19 protein-coding genes and 1 other annotated feature are annotated in these 22,163 nt (G+C 63.2%); of the genes, 13 read left to right on the top strand and 6 right to left on the bottom strand.

The genetic code is table 11. The annotated features are described in order from the left end of the window. Positions 1-36: 36 nt before the first annotated feature. From MLD63_RS16470 to MLD63_RS16440, 7 genes are all read left to right on the top strand, one after another. On the top strand, positions 37-1,989 hold the full coding sequence (locus tag MLD63_RS16470; RefSeq protein ID WP_255331014.1) for a class I adenylate-forming enzyme family protein: 1,953 nt from the start codon (positions 37-39) through the stop codon (positions 1,987-1,989). Next, entirely contained in the window at positions 1,986-2,774 is a 789-nt protein-coding gene (locus tag MLD63_RS16465; protein WP_255331013.1) for an SDR family NAD(P)-dependent oxidoreductase, read from the top strand. Before MLD63_RS16470 ends, MLD63_RS16465 begins: the two co-directional genes overlap by 4 nt. Positions 2,775-2,781: 7 nt before the next feature. Further along, entirely contained in the window at positions 2,782-3,645 is an 864-nt protein-coding gene (locus MLD63_RS16460) for a TauD/TfdA family dioxygenase (RefSeq protein WP_255331012.1), read from the top strand. Between the two features lies 1 nt (position 3,646). Further along, on the top strand, positions 3,647-4,261 hold the full coding sequence (locus tag MLD63_RS16455) for a DUF6134 family protein (RefSeq protein WP_255331011.1): 615 nt from the start codon (positions 3,647-3,649) through the stop codon (positions 4,259-4,261). Between the two features lie 278 nt (positions 4,262-4,539). Further along, positions 4,540-4,598: a sequence feature (sul1 is cis-regulatory element that is thought to sense ions involved in sulfur or methionine metabolism; They are found in Alphaproteobacteria), on the top strand. Between the two features lie 65 nt (positions 4,599-4,663). Continuing rightward, complete coding sequence (locus MLD63_RS16450) at positions 4,664-6,145, top strand: SulP family inorganic anion transporter (RefSeq protein WP_255331010.1); 1,482 nt, start codon at positions 4,664-4,666, stop codon at positions 6,143-6,145. A gap of 13 nt (positions 6,146-6,158) precedes the next feature. Next, complete coding sequence (locus tag MLD63_RS16445; protein ID WP_255331009.1) at positions 6,159-7,007, top strand: universal stress protein; 849 nt, start codon at positions 6,159-6,161, stop codon at positions 7,005-7,007. A gap of 87 nt (positions 7,008-7,094) precedes the next feature. Further along, positions 7,095-8,450: a CoA transferase gene (locus tag MLD63_RS16440; RefSeq protein ID WP_255331008.1), complete on the top strand. Its 1,356-nt coding sequence runs from the start codon at positions 7,095-7,097 to the stop codon at positions 8,448-8,450. Between the two features lie 64 nt (positions 8,451-8,514). Here MLD63_RS16440 and MLD63_RS16435 read toward each other — a convergent pair whose 3' ends face one another. Continuing rightward, complete coding sequence (locus MLD63_RS16435) at positions 8,515-8,973, bottom strand: hypothetical protein (RefSeq protein WP_255331007.1); 459 nt, start codon at positions 8,971-8,973, stop codon at positions 8,515-8,517. A gap of 230 nt (positions 8,974-9,203) precedes the next feature. Next, on the bottom strand, positions 9,204-10,610 hold the full coding sequence (locus MLD63_RS16430; protein ID WP_255331006.1) for a hypothetical protein: 1,407 nt from the start codon (positions 10,608-10,610) through the stop codon (positions 9,204-9,206). Between the two features lie 445 nt (positions 10,611-11,055). On the opposite strand from MLD63_RS16430, the gene MLD63_RS16425 reads away from it, so the two are divergent. Further along, positions 11,056-12,507: a DUF6538 domain-containing protein gene (locus tag MLD63_RS16425; protein WP_255331005.1), complete on the top strand. Its 1,452-nt coding sequence runs from the start codon at positions 11,056-11,058 to the stop codon at positions 12,505-12,507. A gap of 463 nt (positions 12,508-12,970) precedes the next feature. Here MLD63_RS16425 and MLD63_RS16420 read toward each other — a convergent pair whose 3' ends face one another. The 3 genes from MLD63_RS16420 to MLD63_RS16410 form a co-directional block, all read right to left on the bottom strand. Beyond that, a complete protein-coding gene (locus MLD63_RS16420; RefSeq protein WP_255331004.1) occupies positions 12,971-15,193 on the bottom strand; it encodes an AAA family ATPase in 2,223 nt (740 codons plus the stop codon). A 165-nt stretch (positions 15,194-15,358) separates the two neighbouring features. Beyond that, the gene (locus MLD63_RS16415; RefSeq protein ID WP_255331003.1) at positions 15,359-16,426 is read right to left on the bottom strand and encodes a GIY-YIG nuclease family protein; all 1,068 of its coding nucleotides are present in this window, start codon (positions 16,424-16,426) and stop codon (positions 15,359-15,361) included. Positions 16,427-16,583: 157 nt separating this feature from the next. Beyond that, complete coding sequence (locus MLD63_RS16410; RefSeq protein ID WP_255331002.1) at positions 16,584-17,099, bottom strand: hypothetical protein; 516 nt, start codon at positions 17,097-17,099, stop codon at positions 16,584-16,586. A 143-nt stretch (positions 17,100-17,242) separates the two neighbouring features. Here MLD63_RS16410 and MLD63_RS16405 point away from each other — a divergent pair, with 143 nt between their 5' ends. Together MLD63_RS16405 and MLD63_RS16400 are read left to right on the top strand one after the other, a co-directional pair. Continuing rightward, a complete protein-coding gene (locus MLD63_RS16405; RefSeq protein ID WP_255331001.1) occupies positions 17,243-17,416 on the top strand; it encodes a ribbon-helix-helix domain-containing protein in 174 nt (57 codons plus the stop codon). Between the two features lie 399 nt (positions 17,417-17,815). Continuing rightward, positions 17,816-18,214: a glutamine amidotransferase-related protein gene (locus MLD63_RS16400; RefSeq protein ID WP_255331000.1), complete on the top strand. Its 399-nt coding sequence runs from the start codon at positions 17,816-17,818 to the stop codon at positions 18,212-18,214. Positions 18,215-18,791: 577 nt separating this feature from the next. On the opposite strand, the gene MLD63_RS16395 is transcribed toward MLD63_RS16400, so the two are convergent. Beyond that, a complete protein-coding gene (locus MLD63_RS16395) occupies positions 18,792-19,538 on the bottom strand; it encodes an SDR family NAD(P)-dependent oxidoreductase (RefSeq protein WP_255330999.1) in 747 nt (248 codons plus the stop codon). Positions 19,539-19,569: 31 nt separating this feature from the next. Between MLD63_RS16395 and MLD63_RS16390 the strand changes: the two genes are divergently transcribed. The 3 genes from MLD63_RS16390 to MLD63_RS16380 all read left to right on the top strand — a co-directional run bounded on the left by MLD63_RS16390 (position 19,570) and on the right by MLD63_RS16380 (position 21,485). Beyond that, positions 19,570-19,980 (top strand): winged helix-turn-helix transcriptional regulator, encoded by a 411-nt coding sequence (locus MLD63_RS16390; RefSeq protein WP_255330998.1) that lies wholly within the window; start codon positions 19,570-19,572, stop codon positions 19,978-19,980. A gap of 154 nt (positions 19,981-20,134) precedes the next feature. After that, the gene (locus MLD63_RS16385) at positions 20,135-20,767 is read left to right on the top strand and encodes a tyrosine-type recombinase/integrase (RefSeq protein WP_255330997.1); all 633 of its coding nucleotides are present in this window, start codon (positions 20,135-20,137) and stop codon (positions 20,765-20,767) included. A 232-nt stretch (positions 20,768-20,999) separates the two neighbouring features. Further along, positions 21,000-21,485, top strand: a complete 486-nt coding sequence (locus tag MLD63_RS16380; protein ID WP_255330996.1) for a hypothetical protein — start codon at positions 21,000-21,002, stop codon at positions 21,483-21,485. Positions 21,486-22,163 lie beyond the last annotated feature (678 nt).

The raw sequence follows: 22,163 nt of genomic DNA, 5'->3' as shown, positions 1-22,163 counted from the left end.
CGATCCGACAGCACCGCCCGACAGAAGGCGGTCTTGATGCAAGCTGAGATTCTGGACTGGCGCGCCCCCGACTGGCATGCCGCCGCCGCGTTGATCGAAACTCACTTCAGCGCGACGTATCAAGCGAACTTCACGTTGCCCGCACTGCCCCTGGCGGTCGCGCGGGGTGCGGGCGGACGCATCCTTGGTGCCGCTGGCTTGCGCGATGCCGGCCGTGGCTTTCTCAGCGAGGTCTATCTCGACCGTCCGCTGACCGAAACGCTTGGCGACCTGACGGGAAGCCCCGTCGAAGCCAGCGACGTCATCGAGATCGTGTCGATGGCCTGTCCCGTTCCGACCGCGATCCTGCCGCTGATCGAGGTGATCACCGCCGAAGGCCGTCGTCGGGGCGCAAGCTGGGGTCTGTTCACCGCCACCGCGCCGCTGCTGCGGATGCTACGGCGCACCGGGGTGCCGGTCATGGCCCTTGCGCCGGCACGTCCGACCCGGCTTCCCGACGCCCCCCCTGTGGGGCAGCTATTACAGCACAGACCCTTGGGTCTGTGCGGTGCAGGAAAACACCGAGCCCCTGCGCTTCATGCCCCGTCGGGGCACCCCCTTGATCGAGGTCCATCCCAAATGATCCCCGTCTTCGACGCCCTTGCGCGCCACGCACACGAACGCCCCGACGCGATCGCTTTCATCGACCGTCAGGAGCGTCTGACATGGGCGGAATTGGCCGATGCAGTCGGTCGCGCTGCGGCGGGATTCGCTATCGGTCCACGCACCGTCGGGCTGCGCCTGTCGGGGCTGGACTATGTCATCGGCGATCTGGCCGCGACGCTGGCCGGCTGCCGCGTCGTGCCGGTGCCGGGCTTCTTTTCGACCGGGCAGGTGGCGCATCTGTTGCAGGATGCTGGCGCCACGCTGGTCGATGAATTGCCGCAGGGCGATCGCGCGTTGCCGCTGACCTATTCGGGTGGGGCCGAGCGGGTGATCTACACGTCGGGCACAACGGGACGCCCCAAGGGGGTCGTTCTCGGCGACCGTCAGCTGACCGCGTCCGCGCATGGTCTGTCGCGCGTTCTTGGCGCCGGGCCGCAGGATCGTTACCTTTCGGCACTGCCGCAGGCCCAACTTCTGGAACAGATCTGCGGTATTTTCCTGCCGATCATGGCCGGGGCCGAAACCGTGATCTGCCCGCCCGAGGCGGCGGCCCTGTTCACTGGCGACGGGCGCGCATTGGCGCGTATCGCAGATCAGACCCGTCCCACGGTGACGGTTCTCGCCCCCCGCCAATTGACGCTATGGGTCGCGGCGCTGCGTGCAGGCGCAGCCAGGCCGGACAGCCTGCGCTATGTCGCGGTCGGCGGCGCGCCTGTTTCGCCCGCCCTGATCGCCGAGGCGCGGTCACTGGGCCTTCCCGTGGCCGAGGGTTACGGCCTCTCCGAAGCCTGTTCGGTGGTCGCGTTGACGCCCCAGGATTCGGCCGACGGTTCGGCCATGGTGCCGATGGATGGCACGGTCCTGCGTATCGAGGATGGCGAGATCGTGGTCGACGGTCCGACGGTGATGGCAGGATACCTGCATCATGAACCTCATGCCGGCCCGTGGCGTACGGGCGATCTGGGGCGGATCGAGGGTGGCCGTGTGACCGTTCTCGGCCGGCGCGACGCGATGATCCTGCGCGCCTCTGGCCGCAACATCGCGCCGGAATGGGTCGAGGCAGAGGCTCTGGCCGATCCGGCCGTTCCCGCCGCTGCGCTGATTCTGATGCCCGATGATGCGTTGGTCCTGGTTCTGGCAGCGACCGCAGCCCCCGACATGGCCGCGCTGGTGGGTCGCTTGTCGGGGCTGCCGGCCTACGCCCGACCCGATGCGCTGGTCATCGCCGATCCACGTCATCCGGGACTGATCCGACCGTCCGGCAATGCCGATCGCCAGATTGCACGCCAGATCGCGGTGCAACCTCAGACGCTGATCCCGTTGACGCTGGGGGTGGCCGCATGAGCCGCCGCAACGTCCTGATCACCGGCGCAGGATCCGGCATCGGTCGGGCGCTGGCCATGCAGGCAGATCGGCACGGCCATCGGGTCATCCTGGTGGGCCGCCGCGAAGAATCGCTGGCCCGCACCGCCGTGGATCTGCGCGACGCGCTGGTCCTGCCTGCCGATGTGACGACGGCCCAAGGCCGCGCCGCAATCGTCGCCGGCGTGTGCGAGACGGGGCTGGACATCCTGATCCACAATGCGGGGACGGTGCCGTCTGGCACGCTGGAGGCGATGTCGGACGACGACATCGCGGCGTTGCTGGCGCTGAATGTCGCCGCCCCCTTGGCGCTGACACGCGACCTGCTGGCGCCGCTGACGGCCAGCCGGGGCCAGGTGGTCATGGTGGGCTCGGTCTTCGGAGAGATCGCATTTCCCTATTTCGCAGCCTATTCGGCGTCGAAATTCGCCCTGCGGGGCATGGCGGATGCCTTGCGCCGCGAACTGGCGCCGCGCGGTATCGCCGTCACGCATCTGGCGCCGCGCGGCACCCGCACCGATGCGGCCCAAGGCTTTGACGCGCTGGTCCGCCCGATGGCGATGACGCTCGATGACCCCGAGGCGGTCGCGGCTCGCGCGTGGCGCGCGATCGTTGCGCGCCGCCCCAGCCAGGTCCCCGCGAGCCGAGAGCGGCTTTTCATCGCGCTGCAACGCCTGCGACCGGCGCTGATCGATCGCGCGCTGATCCGTCTGGCACGCGACCCGGCGGTGGTCGCTGCCGCCCGGCCTGAAATTTCACGACCATGAGGACATGATGACCTACAATATCCTGCGCCACCGCGATTATCCGGACGGATTGACCGATCCCGGCCTGCTGGCGACCATCCGCGATCATCTGGCGCGCGACGGCTGGACGCTGCTGCGCGGTTTCGATCCCGACATGCAGTCTTTTTCCGGGGTGGTAACGACGCTGTGCCGTCGGGTGACCTTCGATCCCGCGCGCAGCAACACGACAGAAACGACCCAGATGGTCGATGCCGGCCTTGGCCCGATCGGGCTGCATATTGAGAACGGCAACACGCCACGCTGCCCGGACATCGTCACCTTCTTCGCGCAGACGGCGGCGTTCGAAGGCTCGCAGACGACGATCTGCGACGGCCGCGCGGTGTGGGAGCGGTTCGACGACAAGCTGAAGGCACGCTGGTCGCAGCCGATGACGGTGGAGCGCGTCCTGCCCGAGACTTTGTGGAAACGCTACCTCGTGAACGAACATCCGGCGCTAACCGATCCGTCGCAGGTGACGATGGAGCATGTGCTGCAATTCAAGGCCTCGGTGCCGGGACAGGATTTCACCCTGCACGACGATGGCTCGCTGACCTATCGTCTGACCCTCGATCCCGTCCGCGGCTCGGTCCTTGGCGGGGATGCGCCCGGCTTTGCCAACGCGGTTCTTGGTCCGTCGCACAACTACCAACCCCCGCGCTACGCGATGGCCGACGGCAGCGACGTCACCGAGGACGAGATCGAAGAGATCCGTGCCCTGGCCGAGGAGGTCACGCACGAAATCAACTGGCAGGACGGCGACATCGCCATCCTCGACAACACTCGCGTCATGCATGGCCGCCGCGCCATCGCGGACGCCAACCGCAACCTGTTCATCGGCATGGGAATGATCTGAGATGAAAACCCCAATCATCCGTACCTGCGTTGCCGCGCTGGCCCTGTCCCTCACCGCTTTCGCCCCGGCGTCCGCAGCGCCATCCGACAGCGTCCCATCGTCGGGCAAGCTGGCCTTCGACGTCATCCGGAAGGGTCGCGACATCGGCGACTACGTCGTGACCTTCAGGGGTTCGGGCGGCGACATGACGGTTGATGTCAGCACCGATGTCGCGGTCAAGCTTCCCGTCGTCGGCGTCGCCGCCTATCGCTTTCGCCAGAACAGCACCGAGACCTGGCGCGGCGGACAGCTTGCTGGCCTGACCTCGCAGACTGACGACAACGGCACCCCGCACAAGATCAGCGTCGGTGCGACATCGCTGATCCCCGCGAGCCTGTGGGACGCGGACATCCTGCGCGCGGGACAGGTCCTGAACACGATCGACGGCAGCACCGATGCCATCCGGGTCAGCAATCTGGGTAGCGAAACCGTGCAGACGGGCAGGGGGGCCGTGCAGGCGACGCATTACGCCGTGCGGGGCGACCTCGATCGCGATCTGTGGTTCGACGGCGCGACGCTGGTCCATGTCCGCTTCACTGCCGAGGATGGATCACAGGTGGACTATACGCTTCGTTAACCAGTTCTTCCGGCTGCGGGTCACTGTCTGACGATTGTCTGGATTGAACCCGCGGCCGGCGTTTCAAAGTTCGGCATGGCGGCCGCGGGTAAAGCGCGGTCGCCATGCTGTTTTCCCGGTCCGAAAGCCCGGCGCTTCACCCTCCGCGCTTGCGGGATTCGTGGGGGCCTTGCGTGCTTTCGACAAGCTTCCGTTCTTGGTGGGCGATGGTCGCATCGAACCAAGCCCGTTCGGCCGATTGCCTTTCCGACATCCGTTCGCTATCTGCGATGCATTCATCCGGACCCGGGGTGTGAACCTCGGGTGGCTCTCCCGGCCGCCGATCCGCCGGGCCATTCATGATCATCGACCTTGATCACCGGTGGCGCAGTGCCGCCAGACCGGAAAGAACGGAATTTCACAATGCATCTCGATGCCTACCGACGCCAGTGGCTCGGTAACGTGCGGGGCGATCTGCTGTCAGGCCTCGTCGTCGCGCTTGCCCTCATCCCCGAAGCGATCGCCTTTTCGATCATTGCCGGGGTGGACCCGAAAATCGGTCTCTATGCCTCGTTCTCGATCGCGGTCGTCACCGCCATCGCGGGTGGACGCCCGGGCATGATCTCGGCCGCGACCGCGGCGACGGCCGTCCTTATGGTGACGCTCGTGGCCGAGCACGGTCTGCAATACCTGCTGGCGACGACCGTCCTCGCGGGTCTGTTGCAGATTGCCGCCGGCTTCGCGCGGCTGGGGCGGTTCATGCGCTTCGTCTCACGTTCGGTGATGACGGGCTTCGTGAACGCGCTCGCGATCCTGATCTTCATGGCGCAGGTGCCGGAACTGATCGGGGTTCCGACCCTGACCTATCCGCTGGTCGCCGCCGGTCTCGCGATCATTTATCTCTTTCCCTATCTGACGCGGGCCGTACCCTCGCCGTTGGTGACGATCATCGTGCTGACGGCCCTGGTGATGGTCATGGGATGGGATGTGCGCACCGTGGGCGACATGGGCGCTTTACCCGACACGCTTCCGGTCTTCCTGATCCCGGACATTCCGCTGACTTTGGAAACCCTGTCGATCATTTTCCCCTATGCCGCGGCTGTGGCGGTGGTTGGGCTTCTGGAAAGCCTGATGACCGCCAACATCGTGGACGATCTGACCGACACGAAATCGGACAGGAACCAGGAATGCATCGGCCAGGGGCTAGCCAACACCGCGACCGGCTTCATCGGCGGGATGGCGGGCTGCGCGATGATCGGCCAGTCGATGATCAACGTGAAATCGGGTGGCCGCGGACGGCTGTCATGCTTTGCGGCAGGCGTGATCCTGCTGTTCCTGGTGGTCGTCCTGGGCGACCTTGTGGCGCAGATCCCGATGGCGGCCTTGGTGGCGATCATGATCATGGTCTCGATCGGCACATTCTCCTGGTCGTCGATTCAGCAGCTGAGAACGCATCCGCGATCCTCTTCGATCGTCATGCTCTCGACGGTCGCGGTGGTGGTCTACACCCACAATCTTGCCATCGGCGTCCTTGTCGGTGTGCTGCTGTCGGGGCTGTTCTTTGCAGGCAAGATCGCGCAGCTGTTCAGGGTCACCTCGTCCGTGTCCGACGACGGCCGTGTGCGGACCTACCGTGTCGAGGGTCAGTTGTTCTTCGCCTCGGCCGAGGATTTCATGAACGCTTTCGACTTCAAGGAGGCCGCCGACCGCGTCGTGATCGACGTGAGCCGCGCCCATATCTGGGACATCTCTTCGGTGGCGGCGCTCGACATGGCCGTGCTCAAGTTCCGCAGGGACGGGTCCGAGGTCGAGATCATCGGCATGAACAGGGCCTCCGAAACCATCGTCGACCGGCTGGGCCAACACGACAAGCCCGGCGCGATCGACAAGCTTATGGCGCATTGAGGAGGGGGACGTCATGACCGACAAGATCATCGCCTTGGTGGACGGCTCCGCCTATTCAAGAAGCGTCTGCGATCATGCGGCGTGGATCGCAGAACGCGGTGGATGCGCGGTCGAGCTGATGCATGTCCTCGGACGGCGCGAGGGCGGGGCGGGATCGGATCTTTCCGGCGCGATTTCGCTCGGCGCCCGGACGGCACTGCTGGAGGAATTGTCCAGCCTCGATGAGCAACGCGCGAAACTGTCGCGGGCGCGTGGCCGTGCCATCCTCGAGGATGCCAAGGCGCTTCTCGAACGCGAGGGAGTTCAGGCTTCCGAACATCTGCGGCGCGGGGACCTGATCGAGGCGGTCACGGACAAGGAACGCGAGGCAGAGCTGATCCTGATCGGCAAGCGTGGCGAGGCCGCCGACTTTGCCAAGGGTCATTTGGGCTCGAATACCGAACGCGTCGTCCGGGCCGCATCGAAGCCCCTGTTCATCACGTCGCGCGCGTTCCGTCCCATCACGAAGGTGCTTGTCGCCTTCGACGGCAGCGCCAACGCCATGCGTGCCGTCGATTACGCTGCCCGGTCGACGTTTTATGCCGGTCTGGTCGTCAAGATCGTCACCGTCGGCCCGGCAACGGATGCTGCCTTGAAAGCGCTTGAAGATGCGAAGGCCGTGCTGTCGCCAGCGATGAAGACGGACACCGCCATCTTGTCGGGCCAGCCGGAAGAGGCTCTTGCCGGTCTGATCGAGACAGATGGCTTCGACCACCTTATCATGGGCGCTGCCGGTCATTCGCGGCTGAGATCGCTTTTCGTCGGCTCGACGAGCCTCGAGATGATCCGCACATGCAAGGTGCCTGTCCTGCTGGTCCGATAAGTCGGCGATTGCGCTTTTGTTTGCTGCGTCGCGATCGCGTCACTATGACGCTGTGAGAATTGCATCGCATCATCAGGCGGATCACCTGTGCACAACGTCATCGAAGCCGATTTGCGCAGATTGGACGCGGGCGCCGGACGGCCGCCGACCCCTGCACTGGTCGGGCACGGGCGCTTCAACGGCGATCTTCCTGTCAGTTCTTTGGCAGGCGCCGCGGTCAGCGCCGCCGTATCAGCCCTCCAAAGCCTTCACGACGTCAATTTCGGTCACTTGCCTGACGCGACGGTCGACCGAGCGAAGGTCGATCAGTGGTGCAGAAGCAGTGTCATCCCCCTGGGCTGGACGCTCCCGTCGAAGTGGGACCCCTATGCGAACGATTATCGCACGACCGACGGATGGATCAGGCTTCACACAAATGCGGAACACCACCTTGCTGCGGCGCGCCGGGTGCTGGGGATGCCCGCGACGCCAGAGGCTGCCGGCAGGGCGATCGCCCGCTGGGACGGTGAGGAACTTGAAACCGCGATTGTCGAGGCCGGCGGCTGTGCTGCAAGGCTAAGGACACGGGAAGACTGGGACGCGCATCCACAAGGCCGGGCGGTCAGCGAAGAGCCGATCGTGATATGGGACGAAGCCGACAAGCATCCGTCCCGTTGGAGGCCCGTAAACGCCAAGCGGCCGCTGTCCGGACTGCGGGTGCTCGACCTGACGCGGGTGCTTGCCGGACCTGTCGCAACGCGGTTTCTCGCGTCTTTCGGTGCGGATGTCCTGCGCATCGATCCGCCGCACTGGAACGAGGATGGCAACGCGATCGAAATGACTGTTGGCAAGACCTGCGCCGGCCTCGACCTGAAAGACCCTGACGACCGCGAGATGTTCCGAAGGCTCGTCAGGGAAGCAGACGTGCTGGTCCATGGCCTTCGCGCAGATGCGTTGCACAAGATGGGCTTCGGGACGGTGGCCTGCCGCGAACTCAACCCGGGCCTCGTCACCGTCGGTCTCAATGCCTATGGCTGGTCAGGGCCCTGGTCGACCCGGCGGGGATTCGACAGCCTCGTCCAGCGGAGCGCCGGTCTGGCGTTTGAACGGGCGGGCGCAATCATCGACCTGCCGTATCAGGTTCTGGATCACGCCACCGGTTATCTGACGGCTGCGGCCGTCCTGCACGGCCTGAGACTGCAACGCAGCGGGGACCGGGTCCTGTCGGCACGGCTATCCTTGGCGCGTCAGGCGAAGCTTCTGATCGATCACGCCACAGCCGCGTGCGCGGAGGCTGGCCGAGAAGGCGGACCCACGGACGCCCAGGGCAGCATCGAGCATACGGACTGGGGCGATATCCGGCGCATAGGCCTGCCGTATCGCGTCGAAGGGATCGAGACGGGATGGCGGGTGGCGGCACATCGTCTTCGATCCGACCCGCCCGCTTGGCATCCGGCAAGCTGAGACGATCCTTCCGCATGACAGCGCAGGGACTGATCAGCCGGAATTGAATGGCCGTCCGGGCGCGTCAACTCATCCGCGGTTCGGACGACAGACTGCGTGTCATCTCGAACGAGGGGCTCTCCCAGACGCCCGCCATTCCGGCGAGCACCATTCCCGCCGGATCGTCGAGTTCCTCCAGTGCCTGCAACATCGCGACCGCGATCGTCTTGGCCATCACCGAAGCACCGTCGTGGACGATCGCGCAGCTATCGGCTGTCAGAACGACCTTCACCCCGCAGCCATTGCGCGTAACGGTCTCAGCCCCGTTCGCGTCTTCGAGAACGGACAGGATAAGGGCATCCTGCTCGCGCAACGAATACGGGCTCTCCGTCGTCTCGAAGACCGCGATCAGAAAGGCTTCGACCTGATCGATGTCAATGTCGTCGGTCAGTGCTAACGTGATCTTGCCGGGCGAAGAGGAAAGGCGTTTCTGGAGATCGGAAAGTTTCGGAAAGGAGGAGTCAGAGGCATACAAATCAATCATATCTTCCTGCTGCGCTTCGTGACCTGTTTCATACTAACGCATTTTTGCCCTGAAGTGGCGTCAAGATTTCTTGGGTTCGACGCGTGCCGCTCAGGCCGAGGTTGCGCTCTCGAAGACGACACACGTGTCGCCAAGCCACAATGATGCATAGACGCGGCGACAAATAGATCTTTTTCTCAAATTTAACGACAGGACGGCGTGATGTGTCCGTCCTTTTTAGCTGGCTTGACCTATGCAGCCGCCAGCAACAGGACCCAAAGTGACAGGATCGTTCCCATCACGAGCGTGTAGAGGCCGTTCCAGCCCAGCCCGGCTTCGCGTGGCGTGACACGGCCGAGTGCCGCTGCGATCAGCACTGATGCGGTGAAAGGGGATGTCGTCCCGCTCAGTGCCCAGCCACCGGTGATCGCCGCCACCAGCGCGACGGCGGGGATGCCCATCTCTTGCGCCGAAGGCAGCAAGGGCACGATCAGCGAGACGGCGAGAATCGGGTTCATGCCGATCTGTCCGGTCAGCGGAATCACCCAGATCAATGCGACCAGAACAAGCCACGTCGGGGCAGCGGACAGGTCCAGCCCCCGCGCCTCGAGGACAGGAACCAGCAGAAACGCGCCCAGGCTGCCGATGAAGCCCGCCATGAAGAGCAGCACCAGCTCGCCCCGATATCGGGGCAGATCCTGGGTGACGAAGGCCATTATCCGGCTGCCCGTCCATGCCGCGCGGCCGATCCCATCAGGACGCGGCTGCAGGGCGACCCATCCGATCGCGACGGCTGGGACCAGCGACATGACGGCGCCGATCACCTCGACCCCCGTCAGAAGATGCAAGAGGAGCACGCCTGACATCACCACCGATAACAGCACAAGCAAGGGTCGCAGCTGGACCAGCCAGCGTCCCTCTTGCGGTGCACGCGCGGGCGCCGGTCTGGCGACGCGCGGCTTCATGATCGTGTCGAGCGCCCAGCCCGTAAGCAGCATCATCAGGGCACTGGCGATGCAGGCCGGCGCGATTTGCGCCCATCCCGTCCCCGGCACCAGCGTCAACGTGATCGCCATCGAAAAACCCAGGGGAGACCAGCACAGGGTCGAGGCGAAGCCGCGCTGGATCGCGACCATCATGCGCCGCGTCCGGATCCGGCGGATGTCGTCGTCCGGGTCGCGGGCAAGGCTTTCCGCGGCCAAGGATCCCAGCAGCGAGATGGAGCCATAAAGCAGGATAAGCCCGAAGAGATGGCCTCCGACGGTCAGGGATGCGTAGCGCAGCCCGGGCCGTTGCCGCGCCAGGAAGCGACCGCATTCCAGAATGCTGTCCGAGCTCATCGCGGCGGTGCGGATCGCGCCCAACGCGGTGAACAAGGCGACGACCAACGCCCCGCGCTGGGTCGCCACGCCGACCGCGAATAGCCAGTCGCCTCGCGTTGCCGCGGCCCAGGCTATCAAACCGACCGCTATCGCCGCGAATGCCATGCGCGAGGCGCTGGTGCGGGTCAAAAAGACAAGGATCGTTGCGGCAGCGAACAGGCCGGCCAACAGCGACAGGACGGCAAGGCCGGTATATTCCCACCCGATGATGCACAGCATGACGCAGATCGGCATGAAGCCGGTCAAGTCTTTGTCGGATTTCGATGGTTCGGTCATTCTGTCCCGCGGGCCAGCCTATTCCGGCTGTCATCATGGAACATTCGCGAGGTCCGTCGCCGGTGGCAAGGGCCGGGCGGTCACGGCAATCAATGAGAAGCCGCCACCCTGCCGAACGACTTATGATTGGGCAGCGGGTATCCTGCGAAGCCGGCAACAGGACGAACGGGACCCGGCCTGTACCGCAACAGTCAAGTGACTGGTTTGATGGACAAAGGAGAAGCACTGGTGGAGCCAAAGAGAGCCGGTTATAACAGGGCAAACTAACGAATTTTATTTAGTGCTCTGATTTTACTGTACTTATACTAACCTACAGAAATGCCCGCTGAAGCGCTTGCATTGTGAATTGTAGCAATATATGTAGCAAATCTGCGGCGCCTTTTACGTCGGCCTCGCGTGCACGGCGCCTCTGTTTTCGCGCAGTTGGCTAACGATGAGGGGTCTGATGCCCGGAATCATCCTGAGAGGACAAACGTGGCATTTTCGCTGGGTCGTGCCCGAGGAATTTCGTGCCGTCGCTGGCAAGCGCGAGATCCACAAGAGCCTCAGAACCGACAGTCGGGCGGAGGCGCTTGTCAGGGCGCGTGATTACGAGTCAGAGCTGTGCGGTCGCTTTGAAGCCGCGCTCGCCGGGTCGCCGACGGTGAAGGACGGACTGGAAGCGTTCAACAAAGCGATTCGCATCGCACGCGGTTTAGGTGTCCCGTATCGCTTCGCAAAGGATCTAGCGGGAGGGCGTGTCGAGGACATCCTGTCGCGCGTCGAGACGGCCCAGGCAATATCGCCTGACGCGTCGAACCCGGGTGCCGTCGCAGCGGTGCTAGGCGGTGTTGAGGAACCCGGCTTGCGGCTGTCGCAGCTTGCCGATCATGTCGATGAGATCGCGACTGACGAGAACCGGTTCAAGAACGCGACGCAGCTGCGCAAATGGCGCAATGGCAACAAGCGGACGTTGACGCAGGCGATCGAGGCTATCGGTGACGATGTGCTGGTCCGGGATTTCACCGCCGAGCATGCGATGAAGCATCTGCTGTGGCTCGAGAAACGCGTGGCCCGGGGCGAGATCAGCGCTGAGTCTGTGAAGAAGGAGCTGACTTATGCATCGGGCTGCTTCAAGCGCTATTACCGGGCGGCCGGGATGGCCCACCCTCCACGTCCTTACGCAGGACTTTCGGTCTCCAAGGGCACTGCCAGACTAGCCCACAAACCCCGGGATGCGCGCCGCAAGCGCGAGTTCTCAGTTGACTGGATTCGCGAGACACTGCTCGCGCCAGGCACCTTCGATGGTCTGAACCCCGAGGCGCGCGACATCCTGCTGATCTGCGTCGAGACGGGATGCCGCCAATCCGAGATTTACAACACGCCTCTGGCCGACATCCATATCGATGGGCCTCACCCCTACCTAGAGCTGCGTCCGGCCGTGGGTCTGCGCGAACTGAAAAACGGTGCATCGGAACGGAAGGTGCCGCTGGTCGGGGTCGCGCTTTCGGCCATGGAGCGCGTTGTAGGGCGGGGCGGCTTCCGAACGTATGCGGGCAAGGATACTTGGAGTAGTGCCGTCAACAAATACCTGCGCGAACGCGGAGTGATGCCTGAGGGCCATACGATCGGAGGTCTTCGGCATGCTTGGGAGGGCCGGATGCGTCGCGCAGGCATCGCGATCGATGAGCGCGGCATCATGATGGGCCACAGTGTTTCCCTGATCCGTGATCGTGAGGAATACGGCGACGTCACGCTGGCTGAGCGTCACGAACTAGCTCAGCGTATCGCCCTAGATGTTGCCGATCCTCTTGGCGATCTTGGAGATCGGGTTATCGCTGCGCCTCGGAAGCGGCGGAAGAGCTCTCGGAAGATCCAAGATAAAGACGGCGAGCGCGGTGCAAGGCCGTCTCTTTAGCACGGACTGCCTCGACCTCCGCTTCCAAGCGCTCGAACAGGGGCAGATAGACTTCGCCGTGTCGAACGATGCAACAGGCGATGTAGCGAAGGGCATTCTCAAGCCGCTCGAGGGTTTCGCCCTCGCTGCTCCTCTTTCGATCTGACCACGCTCGTGCCAAACGTCGTGCCTCTCCGGTCCGCGCGGAAGCGTGCTCCGGCGGTAGTTTCAGATTGCTGGTGATGGGACATGTGTCCGCTAATGATCTTGGCCTCAGTATAGCGGCGCGGGGTAGCAACCGGAGGGCGAGTGGGGCTTTGATTGGCGAAACGCGCGTCAAACATGTGGAAAACTCCCGATCCCGGTTTGAAACCGGTCAAGGAAATCGCGCTTTGGGACGTGAGCACCGGACGCGAAAAAGAATTGCGTATCCTGAGCCGGAATGCGCGAGAAGGGTCGAGGGGAAGAACAGGAGCCAACGGCATCATGCCTCGGCTCCCCTCTCCGGGAGCTTCGAGGGATAAGACGCGGGCGGCGGCACTGCGCTCGATCGCTTCTCATTCTTTTGCTCTGGGGTGCTCACCCCGGCGAGCCGCTCTGCCAATTCCGCCTCGCCGATGATGCCTTGTGTCTCGAGATCACGCGCTAGGCTCTCGAGCAGAGTGCGGTGCTGGCGCAAGATCGCGGTCGCATCGTCGAGGGCGCGGTCGAGCTTGCGCTGCAGCCGAGCGCGGATTGGTGCAGGCAGGTCCAGGATCATCCGCCGCTCGGGCATGTCATCGACGGAAAGGTGGCCATGATCGCCGAGGCCGAAAGCGAGTTCACCGGCGATGACAAGCTGCGTTGCCTTCGCCAGGTCACTGCGTGGCTCACCACCCGCACCGCCGCTGATCTCACCCAGAACGAGGCGCTCCGCGGCGCGGCCGGAAAGATGACCGATGCAGTGGCGGTGAATCTCCACCGCAGTCAGGTCCGTGCGATGCCAGCGCGCGAGTGTCTCCGCGCCGTCAGAACCAAGGCGCAGAGCCTTCACCACCGCAAGATCGAGCGCGGTCATCACCACCGCATGACCGGCCTCGTGGATCGCCGCACGGCGCCGCATCTCTTGTGGCATGTCGGTGAGATGGGGAGCCAGCGCCCGACGCAGATCGACTTCGGTCAGCGCCCGCGCTTCGCGTCGCGCCGCGGCCCGTGCGCTGCGGACGGCCGCCGCGCAATCGGCACCGGTGCGGCCAAGCGCCAATTCGGCAAGCGTCGCCAAGTCAGCGTCGGGTAGGTCTCCGCCCAGATGCTGACGCAGGATCGTGGCCAGCGCCGTGAGGTCCGGCAGCGGAATGTAGACAAGGTCATCGAACCGTCCCGCCCGTCGGATCGCGGGGTCGATCCGGTCAGGGTGATTACAGGCGCCGATGACCACGACACCTTCACGTCCCTCAACTCCATCGAGCTCTTCGAGCAATCCGGCGATGACCTTCTCCTCGTAAGCCTGATTGCTCGAGCTTCTTCTCGAGATGCGGCTGCCGAAGGCGTCGATCTCGTCGATGAAGAGGATGGCGGGCGCCTGTGCGACAGCGCGCTCGAAGCTCTCGCGCATCGCGCGCAGCATGTCGCCCAGATGCCCGTTCGCCTGCCACGCCCCGTAGCTGCCGGCCTCAAGATGGATGCCGGGCTCGCGCGCCATCGCGCGGGCGAGCTCGGTCTTGCCGCAACCCGGCTGGCCGGCGATCAACAGGCCGCGGTGGACATCGCGCCAGGGCAGCTCGTTCGCTTGCCATGCTCGCAGATCGGCGACGATGCCGGACGCGATGTGCTGCGCCTCGCCGAGGCCGACAAGCTCGGCGAGGCGGATGCCGCCATCCTCGCGCGAAACGCGCGAGGGCGGTTTGCCGGGCGACTTTCCTTCAGCGGCTGACCGCGCTGCGGCCAAAGGCTCACGCAAGTGTGCCGTGGCCGTTTCGACATCGTCGCAGCGCAGGGCCAGCATCAGCCGCAGCATCGGCATCTGTGCGAGCTCCATATCGGAGGGCAGCTGCTCTCGCACCGCAGCCGCGTCAGATCCCGGATAGGCGCCCGCGAGTAGCGCGGCGACGATCTCACGATCGAAGCCGCGCATCATCAGAACCGTCGCTGCCGCCGTGCCGATCACCTCTTCAGGCGCGATGGCGGGCGGCAGCAGCAGGATCACGGGAGCGGTGTAAGCCAGTGCCGCCGCGAGATCCTTTGCGAGCAGGTCGAGAAGCCTGCTCTCGCCGCGCACATGGTGCGCGCCATTGACGAGGATGACAGCGCCGGGACGGTAGCGGCCCATGGGGTCGTCGCAAAGAGTCAGCCCTGCGGGCAACGCAGCCTTGAGCAGCATGGTGACCTCGTGCGTGAACGCTGCATCGACATTGCCGAGCACGATCAGCGCGTTCTTACTCAGCGCCGCCTCGAGCGTCGCGCGACTGCCAAGGGTCGCGGCGAGCGCGAGGATCAAAAGGTTCTGGCGATGGGTCAGCGATGCAGGCCCTTCCATTGCCTTGGCGCGATCGCTTGATGGCGCTTTTGTCTCGGCGCCGGAGCGGCGATCCAGCGTCTCACCCAGTTCGTAGAAGCCCGCTGCAGATGTGTCGGCCTGCTTGGCGAGCAGGCTCTTGCGGATCTCCGCCGCAAAGGCGCGCCAATCGGGCGGTGGTGAAGGTGCGGCGGCGGGTGCGTTGTCGGTCATGGCGACCTCCGGAAGACGGGAAATGAAGAGGGAGAAGGGGAAGCAAGCCGGGGCGAACTTTGGCGGGAGAGCGCACTCACGGCCTCTCTCGGCGAGGGCGAGGCGCGCCAAGTCTAACCAAGGCGAGAGCCGGGATCGGGAATCCCGAGCCCGGCTCCCCGAGGCTCAGCGCCGCATCTTGCCGCGCGGCCGAAAGCGTCCACGCCGCTGCTTGCGCGACTTGCGCTTGCTGCGCGTGCCGGGCTCGGTCTTCCTGTCGGCGTCCGCCGCAGCCTTTGCAGCCTTCGCCCGCCGTGCGACCAGTCCCTTGACCCGGACCTCCAGAGCATCGAGGAGGCTCATAATCTCCGCCTCGATGGCGGAATCGTAGAGTTCGCTCACGCAGTTCACCTGGCTCGCAAAGACCCTGCGATCGAGGACGGCGTTGGGATAGAGCTTGCGCAGAGTCAGGTGCAGATCCTTCTCCATCCGGATCGCGTCGCGACCTGTCGGGATCTCGATCGTGCGCAGCAGCATCGCGTATTGGTCGCGTTCGGTCGTCAGCTGGAACCGCAGTCGCGAATGCGGATCGCGCGAGAAGCCGACCTTGATCGCGTCGGTGCCATCCTGGAGCACGAAGCGCATCGCGTAGATGTAGCTTGGGTCGCGCGTCCATCCATCGCTGCAGCCGCCGCACGCGAAGCGGCCGGTGCGCATGTTCGCGATGGCGACGCGTTGCACGTGTCCGCAATCGTGGCGGTAGAGGCGGTAGTTCAGGTTGCCATGCGGGTCGTCGCCGATCAGCGACCATTCCCGCGCGGCGGCTTCCCGCTTCAACCGCTCATTGAGACACTGAGCGCAGCGGATCGCGGTCTGCTCCTGACGAACACGGTGCAGTAGCTCCGTCTGCCTCTCCGTCTCATGGCCGCAGGCAAGGCGGATGCGGAGATAATGCGAGCGATCTCCGCGGCCGAGATAGGTGACATCGGCTGCGCGACAGAGCTCGCGGCGTTCCATCTCGAGACAATGGGGGCAAGCAGGCACACAGGTGCGAAGCACGAAGATCTTCGTGACCATCTCCAACCCGCAGATCTCGTGGCGGAGCACAAGATGGTTCTTGTCACGGACACGAGCCGTGATCTCGAAGCCTTTCTCCTCGGCGAAGCCGTGCCAGAGGTCCGGGATGTCGCGATCGTAGATCGGGTAGGCGTAGCCGCCGATGGAGAAGGTGGGACGCAGGGTGAAGTTGGGCATGGAAGGCCCTCCTGTAGGATCAGGTGAGAGGAAGACAGCAGCCATCGACCGCGCAGGCGCGCGCTGCCCGCAGCGCAGGCAGGCAGGATGGACGGCAGGCCGCACCCGGTCAGAAACCGGGCCGATCAGCCGATGCTGTCAGAAGGTTGGGTAGGGATCAGGCTGCCAGGGTCACGGCCTCGACCTTGGCGTGGTGATCCACGCCGTCCTGACGATAGAGCGTCAGCAGTGCCATCCGCGAAATTCGCTTGTCAGCAGCCGCAAGCATGTGCCGGATCCGGGATTCGATCGGTCCGTTGCCCGGAACGGCCAGAAACTGGCTGAAATCGTTGCGGTGCTCAGCATAGCGGCGAAAAGCCGAGGACGTGCCTTCGCGAAAGAGCGTGGCGATGACGAGAGCCATGCGACGGAGCGGCACTTCTCTCGCGGCCGTCACCGAGCGGCCTGTCAGTTCGGCCAGAAGATCGTAGACCAGCAGCGATGCATCGTTCGCCTGCTTCAGGCGGGTAGGATAATTAGGGTCGGCAGTATCCGCCCTATCGAGGGCACATTCCGCCCAGATATGCTCGTTGACAGCATTCAGAAGGTCGATGAAGCGCAGCGCAAACGGGTTCAACATCCCGAACGGCGCTTCAAGCGCAGCAGTGTGCGTGGTAGGAGTCATAATAGCCATGTCAGTCTCCAAGCAGAGTGGCAGGGTCAGAGCCAGCGCAGGGAGGTGAGATGCCCGCCTGGCTCGCAACGCTAATTGCGCTACTAACGCAAATATGGCAGTATCGCATTACGATGTCAACATCATAATGCGAAAGTTTTTGGATGGCTCCTCCGAAGAAGGATACTGAGGCCTTAACGGTCCGCCTGCCGCGAGAAATGATTGAAGCCATCGACGACAGGCGGCGGCTCGAAAAGGACCTTCCGACGCGACCGGAGATGATCCGCCGCGCCCTCGTGCAATGGCTCGAGAACACCACTCCCAGCGATAATCATTAATTCTCCGGGTGACGAACCCGCGCGTCGATCCCTGGGCCCAGCAATGATGACACGAGCCATGGGTCTGATGGCTTGCGTCGGGTGAGTGTGAACCGTCGCCACACCGACGAATCGGAGCACTTTAGCGTCCAGCGTGACACGGAGGTCCGGATCCGACGGCTTTGGAGGAAACGGCTGCAGTCGAGGCCGACGGATTTGTTTGGCGTGTCTGTTTACCCTGGCCTCGTCAGGATCATTGAGGGCTGAAAGCAAGACACCGCTCCCAGCGAGTTCGTGTCGTAACGGTCACCAAGCTGGCCCTACTAAGTCCTCGCCGTCGCCTCAGAAGCTCTTTGTTAGGAACAGCTTCAGGTTGCGACCCGGTGCTGGGCCAGTGAGATAGGTCGCAGGCACATAGTCGTGACCGCACCCGCCATGCACTCGAGTGTCGTGACGCGCCTGCCGCAGGGCGGTGTCAGCCTGGCCAAGAACCCGGACACACCGATCGAAGCTGCTGAGATCTGCCACGGCCAGGACGTCTTCTGGGGCGTCCAGTATCACCCCGAGCTCTCCCTCGGCGAGATCGCCGCATCGACGGCCCATCAGGCCAATGACGTCATCGACCAGGGTCTCGCGCGCGACAAGAGCGAGGTGGGCGCGATTGCTGCACGGATGCGCGAACTCGAGCTCATGCCGACGCGGAAGGACATCGCTTGGCAGCTCGGATTGAACGCCGAGATCATCCGCTTCGAGCGCCGCACCCTCGAAATCGAGAACTTCCTTAAGGCGATCGAGGCTGGAGTCCTGAGATCTTCTTGAGCCAAGGCTATCACGGAACAGCTAGACCGGCGTGTCATCTGAGGTCTTGTTAGTTCGCCTCCACGAAAGGACTTGCCATGACAGGCTAACTATAATTGTGGGCTCAGAGATAGCCGGCACTTGTCTTTCCGCTGCACCCTCTGTTTTCAAACTAGAATTGGGCACGGTGCAACCGCGAGGTGCTCGCGCAAGCTGATGTCGACCGATACCAGCGTCACCTAGGCGGGTGCGCAGCGTCGCAACGGTAAAGATGGCCTTCCTCGATTAGCTTTTCGTCATTCTCGGCCCTTAGCCGACGTTCGCCAAGCTGGCCATCGCTGCGGCGCAGCTCCACCAAACCGGTCATTCGTCCACCGCGCAGCATTTTCGGAGGCCGAAGGTCAGGAGAGCGGACCTTTCTGTCGTTCGCTGCGAGTGCTGCATGCACCCTGGCGGTCAATTGGCAAAACCTCGATGCAGGGTCTTTCTCTGCGCAGCACGTGATCCGGAGGCTGCCGTTCAGCGAGAACGCTGAACAGCCTTCTGAGCCTTTTCCGCTCAAGGTTCCAACGACGGTCCGGGGTTGCGAAAGGGGTCGTCAGACCTGGGCCATGCCGCCGTCAGCGAAGACCTCGCTTCCGGTCATCACCGCGCTGTCGTCGGAGGCCAGGAAGAGCGCGACGGAGGCGACATCAGCCGGCTCGGCGATTCTACCTGCCGGTGTCTGAGCCAGAAGGGCATCGTACATCGTGGTGCGGCCAGCGGCCTCTGCCACGCCCTGCAGGCCGGGCGTGTCCGTGGCCCCCGGGGACAGAACATTCACGCGGATGCCGGTGCCCTGCAGGTCGAGCGCCCAGCTTCGTGCCAAGTTGCGGATCGCCGCCTTGCTGGCGCTGTAGATGCTGAAGGCGGGCGTTCCCTTGATCCCGGTCGTCGATCCGGTGAGGATGATCGAAGCCCCGTCCTTCAGCAATGGAAGCGCCTTCTGCACGGTAAAGACGGTGCCCTTCACGTTAACGGCGAATGTCAGATCAAAAGCTGCATCGGTGATATGCCCCAGCGGTTCGAGCTGTCCGATGCCCGCATTGGCGAACAGGATATCGATACGGCCGTGCTGCGTTCGGACGACGTCGAACAGGTGATCGAGATCCTCGGATGCGGTCACGTCCCCCTGGATCGCCGTCACGTTCGCGCCGATCTCGGCGCTGGCCTTGTCCAGGACCTCCTTGCGGCGCCCTGTGATGTAGACATGCGCCCCTTCAGCCGCAAACCGCTTTGCCGAGCTCAGGCCGATACCGCTGTTGCCCCCGGTGATGACGGCGACCTTGTTTTCGAGCTTGCCCATGATGTCTCCTTTCTGAGCCGATCCTGGCTACTTGACGATCAACATTCCATTTTTCCAGTATGCACTAAAAGGTAAGTGTAAATCAGGCTCGGTCATGACCTCTCCTTTCACCTGCGGCCTGGACGCGGCCCTTTTCGTCATGGGCGGGAAGTGGAAGCCGCTTATCGTCTATCATCTGATGCAGGGCACCTTGCGCTACGCCCAGTTGCGGCGCGCAGTCGGTAAAGTCAGCGACAAGGTTCTCGCCCAGCAACTGAAGGAGTTGATCGCCGACGGGGTCGTCGCGCGGCATGACTTCGGAGAGATCCCGCCTCGGGTGGAATATTCGCTCACGCCGTTCGGCAAAAGCTTGGCGCAAGCCCTCGGTCACCTGTGTGAATGGGGCGAGCATCATACCGACGTGCTTGCCGCGATCGTGGAACGCCGCGCTCGCGCAGGGTGACCTGCCGGGCAATTGGACCGCACCCGCAGCAAACTTGCGATCCGACAAGGGCAAGTCTGGGCTTTAAGCGGATCCTCGCCGAGGTTTGTTGCTATGATGTGAAGTCGGCTGAGCGTCGAGGACGTGGTGGGCATGGTGGATCGGAGGATCTGTCATGTCTGCTGTCTATCTACCAGCCATCCGCGCCGGCCGCCCCGCCTGGAACAAGGGGAGGATCGTCGGCCAGAAGCGGCCATTACAACCGAAGCACGTCTGGGCGATCCGAGTGCGCCTCGAAATTGCGGAGCGGACTCGCGAGCTGGCGCTGTTCAACCTCGCGATTGATAGCAAGTTGCGTGGCTGCGACCTGGTGCGCCTCAAGGTCGCTGACGTCTATGCGGCGGGCCAGGTGAAACACCGTGCCTCGATCGTGCAAAGCAAGACACGGCGGCCGGTCAGCTTCGAGATCACCGATGGGACCCGGAAAGCAATCAGAGCATGGCTCGAGGCGCCGCTTATGGTCGGATCGGAACATCTTTGGCCCGGACGGTTTCATGAGCGGCGGCATATCTCTACGCGCCAGTATGCTCGCCTCGTCCGAGACTGGGTGACATCCATAGGCCTTGAGGCGAGCGCGTATGGCACCCATTCCATGCGGCGCACGAAAGTCGCGCAGATATACCGAAAGACCGGTAACCTTAGGGCGGTGCAACTCCTCCTTGGCCACACCAAGATGGACAGCACGGTGCGTTACCTCGGCGTCGAGTTGGAAGATGCCCTTGCGATCGCCGAGGCGGTGGACATCTGAACCGGGAGGGCCGGCTTGTCGTGGTCGGCCTTTAGCCGACGTTCGCCCCACAGAACCTGTGAAACAGCTGGCGGCCCAAACTGGAGGCTAGCGAATTGCAAGCTGCCAAGCCATAGCCCGCCAAAGCCAACGTCCAGCTATCCCTGGGGGTTTGCTCTTTGGATCTTGAAGATTACACGTGAATGTACCAGATCTAGTATGAATTCAGTGACGCGCAACGAAGGATGGATCATTGCAAGGCGTCTCGACGTTAGCCAGTAGCTACTTCTTTGAAATTGCTTCATTGCTAATTGCATCGGGAGCGCTGGTGTATGCAGCGCTGGCGCTTCGGGTCGCAAAAGAGGCGCTGGAAGCTGCCAGGAGTTCAGACTTGGCGGCGCTGAAGTCGAGAGCGCATGAGGTACGAGTGGGGGCGGAACGGAATTTTGTGTCTCTCCAATCGGCGTGTCAGGAAATGCGTGGCCGATGGGACCTTCACCATGAACGTTACTCCCCCAAACTTGGAAGCCCTGAATTCCGCAACAATGACACCCGACACATTTTAGAAGTCGAACGCAAAGGACACGAGCTACTGAGGCTACTCAAGACTGAGCTGACGAAAGTGGCTATTTCGGAACCTGCTGCTCTTGAGGGGTATATTCATTGGGCAGAACAAACGGCCGTTGAAATAGAGCGGCTTAAGCTTCAACTGTCTCCTCCTAGGCAACTTTTCATCTAACGGACCTTAGGAGCCGTTCGAGCCTGCGCCCCCGAGTCGATGTAGCTTCTCCAAAGCAGTCGCTCATGCTTGCTGCAGTAATTCTGCGCGGGCACGCAAAGAGGACCGCTCTGTAGCTGCGCCGATATACCTGCGCAACGATGCGGTAATCCTAATTAAGAGATTTATGAATTCACGTTAATCTCCCAAGTTACCCCATGATCTATTATTTTACCTCCAGCAGTAAGTTGGGTAAGGCTTCCATTTAGTTTGGCGTAAATGGATTTGCTCCGTAACTTCCCCCTCATGATGTGGAGCCACGTCAATGTCGGTGACGTGGCATTGCGCGAATTCACCTGATCGTTGCTCAGCAGCTCACGCGGTTTCTCTTGATGCAGCGACTGTCGCTCCACTATCGTCCACACTGACTGGGGTTCCAGAGGGTAAAACTTTCTCGGACAGACGGATGAGCGCGTGGACGGACGAGTGAATTGGACGGAAGTAGGAGACGGTCAGGGTCTCGATCATCTCTCAATGCAGACGATGGTGGAGGCCGTCTACCAAGAGCGCCTCCCTGGACTTAGTTCGGTCACAACCAGATTACGAAACTACAGCTTTCATGCTTGGTGGTTGACGCACTATGCCACTCGGCGGCGACAAGTATCAGTTCAGGCCTTTCGGCATCACGCCCGAGCAGGT

It is taken from the genome of Paracoccus albicereus, assembly GCF_024359525.1.
Taxonomy (GTDB): domain Bacteria; phylum Pseudomonadota; class Alphaproteobacteria; order Rhodobacterales; family Rhodobacteraceae; genus Paracoccus; species Paracoccus albicereus.
Note: the sequence above shows the minus strand (reverse complement) of the source record. Positions and strands in the feature narration are given on the sequence as shown.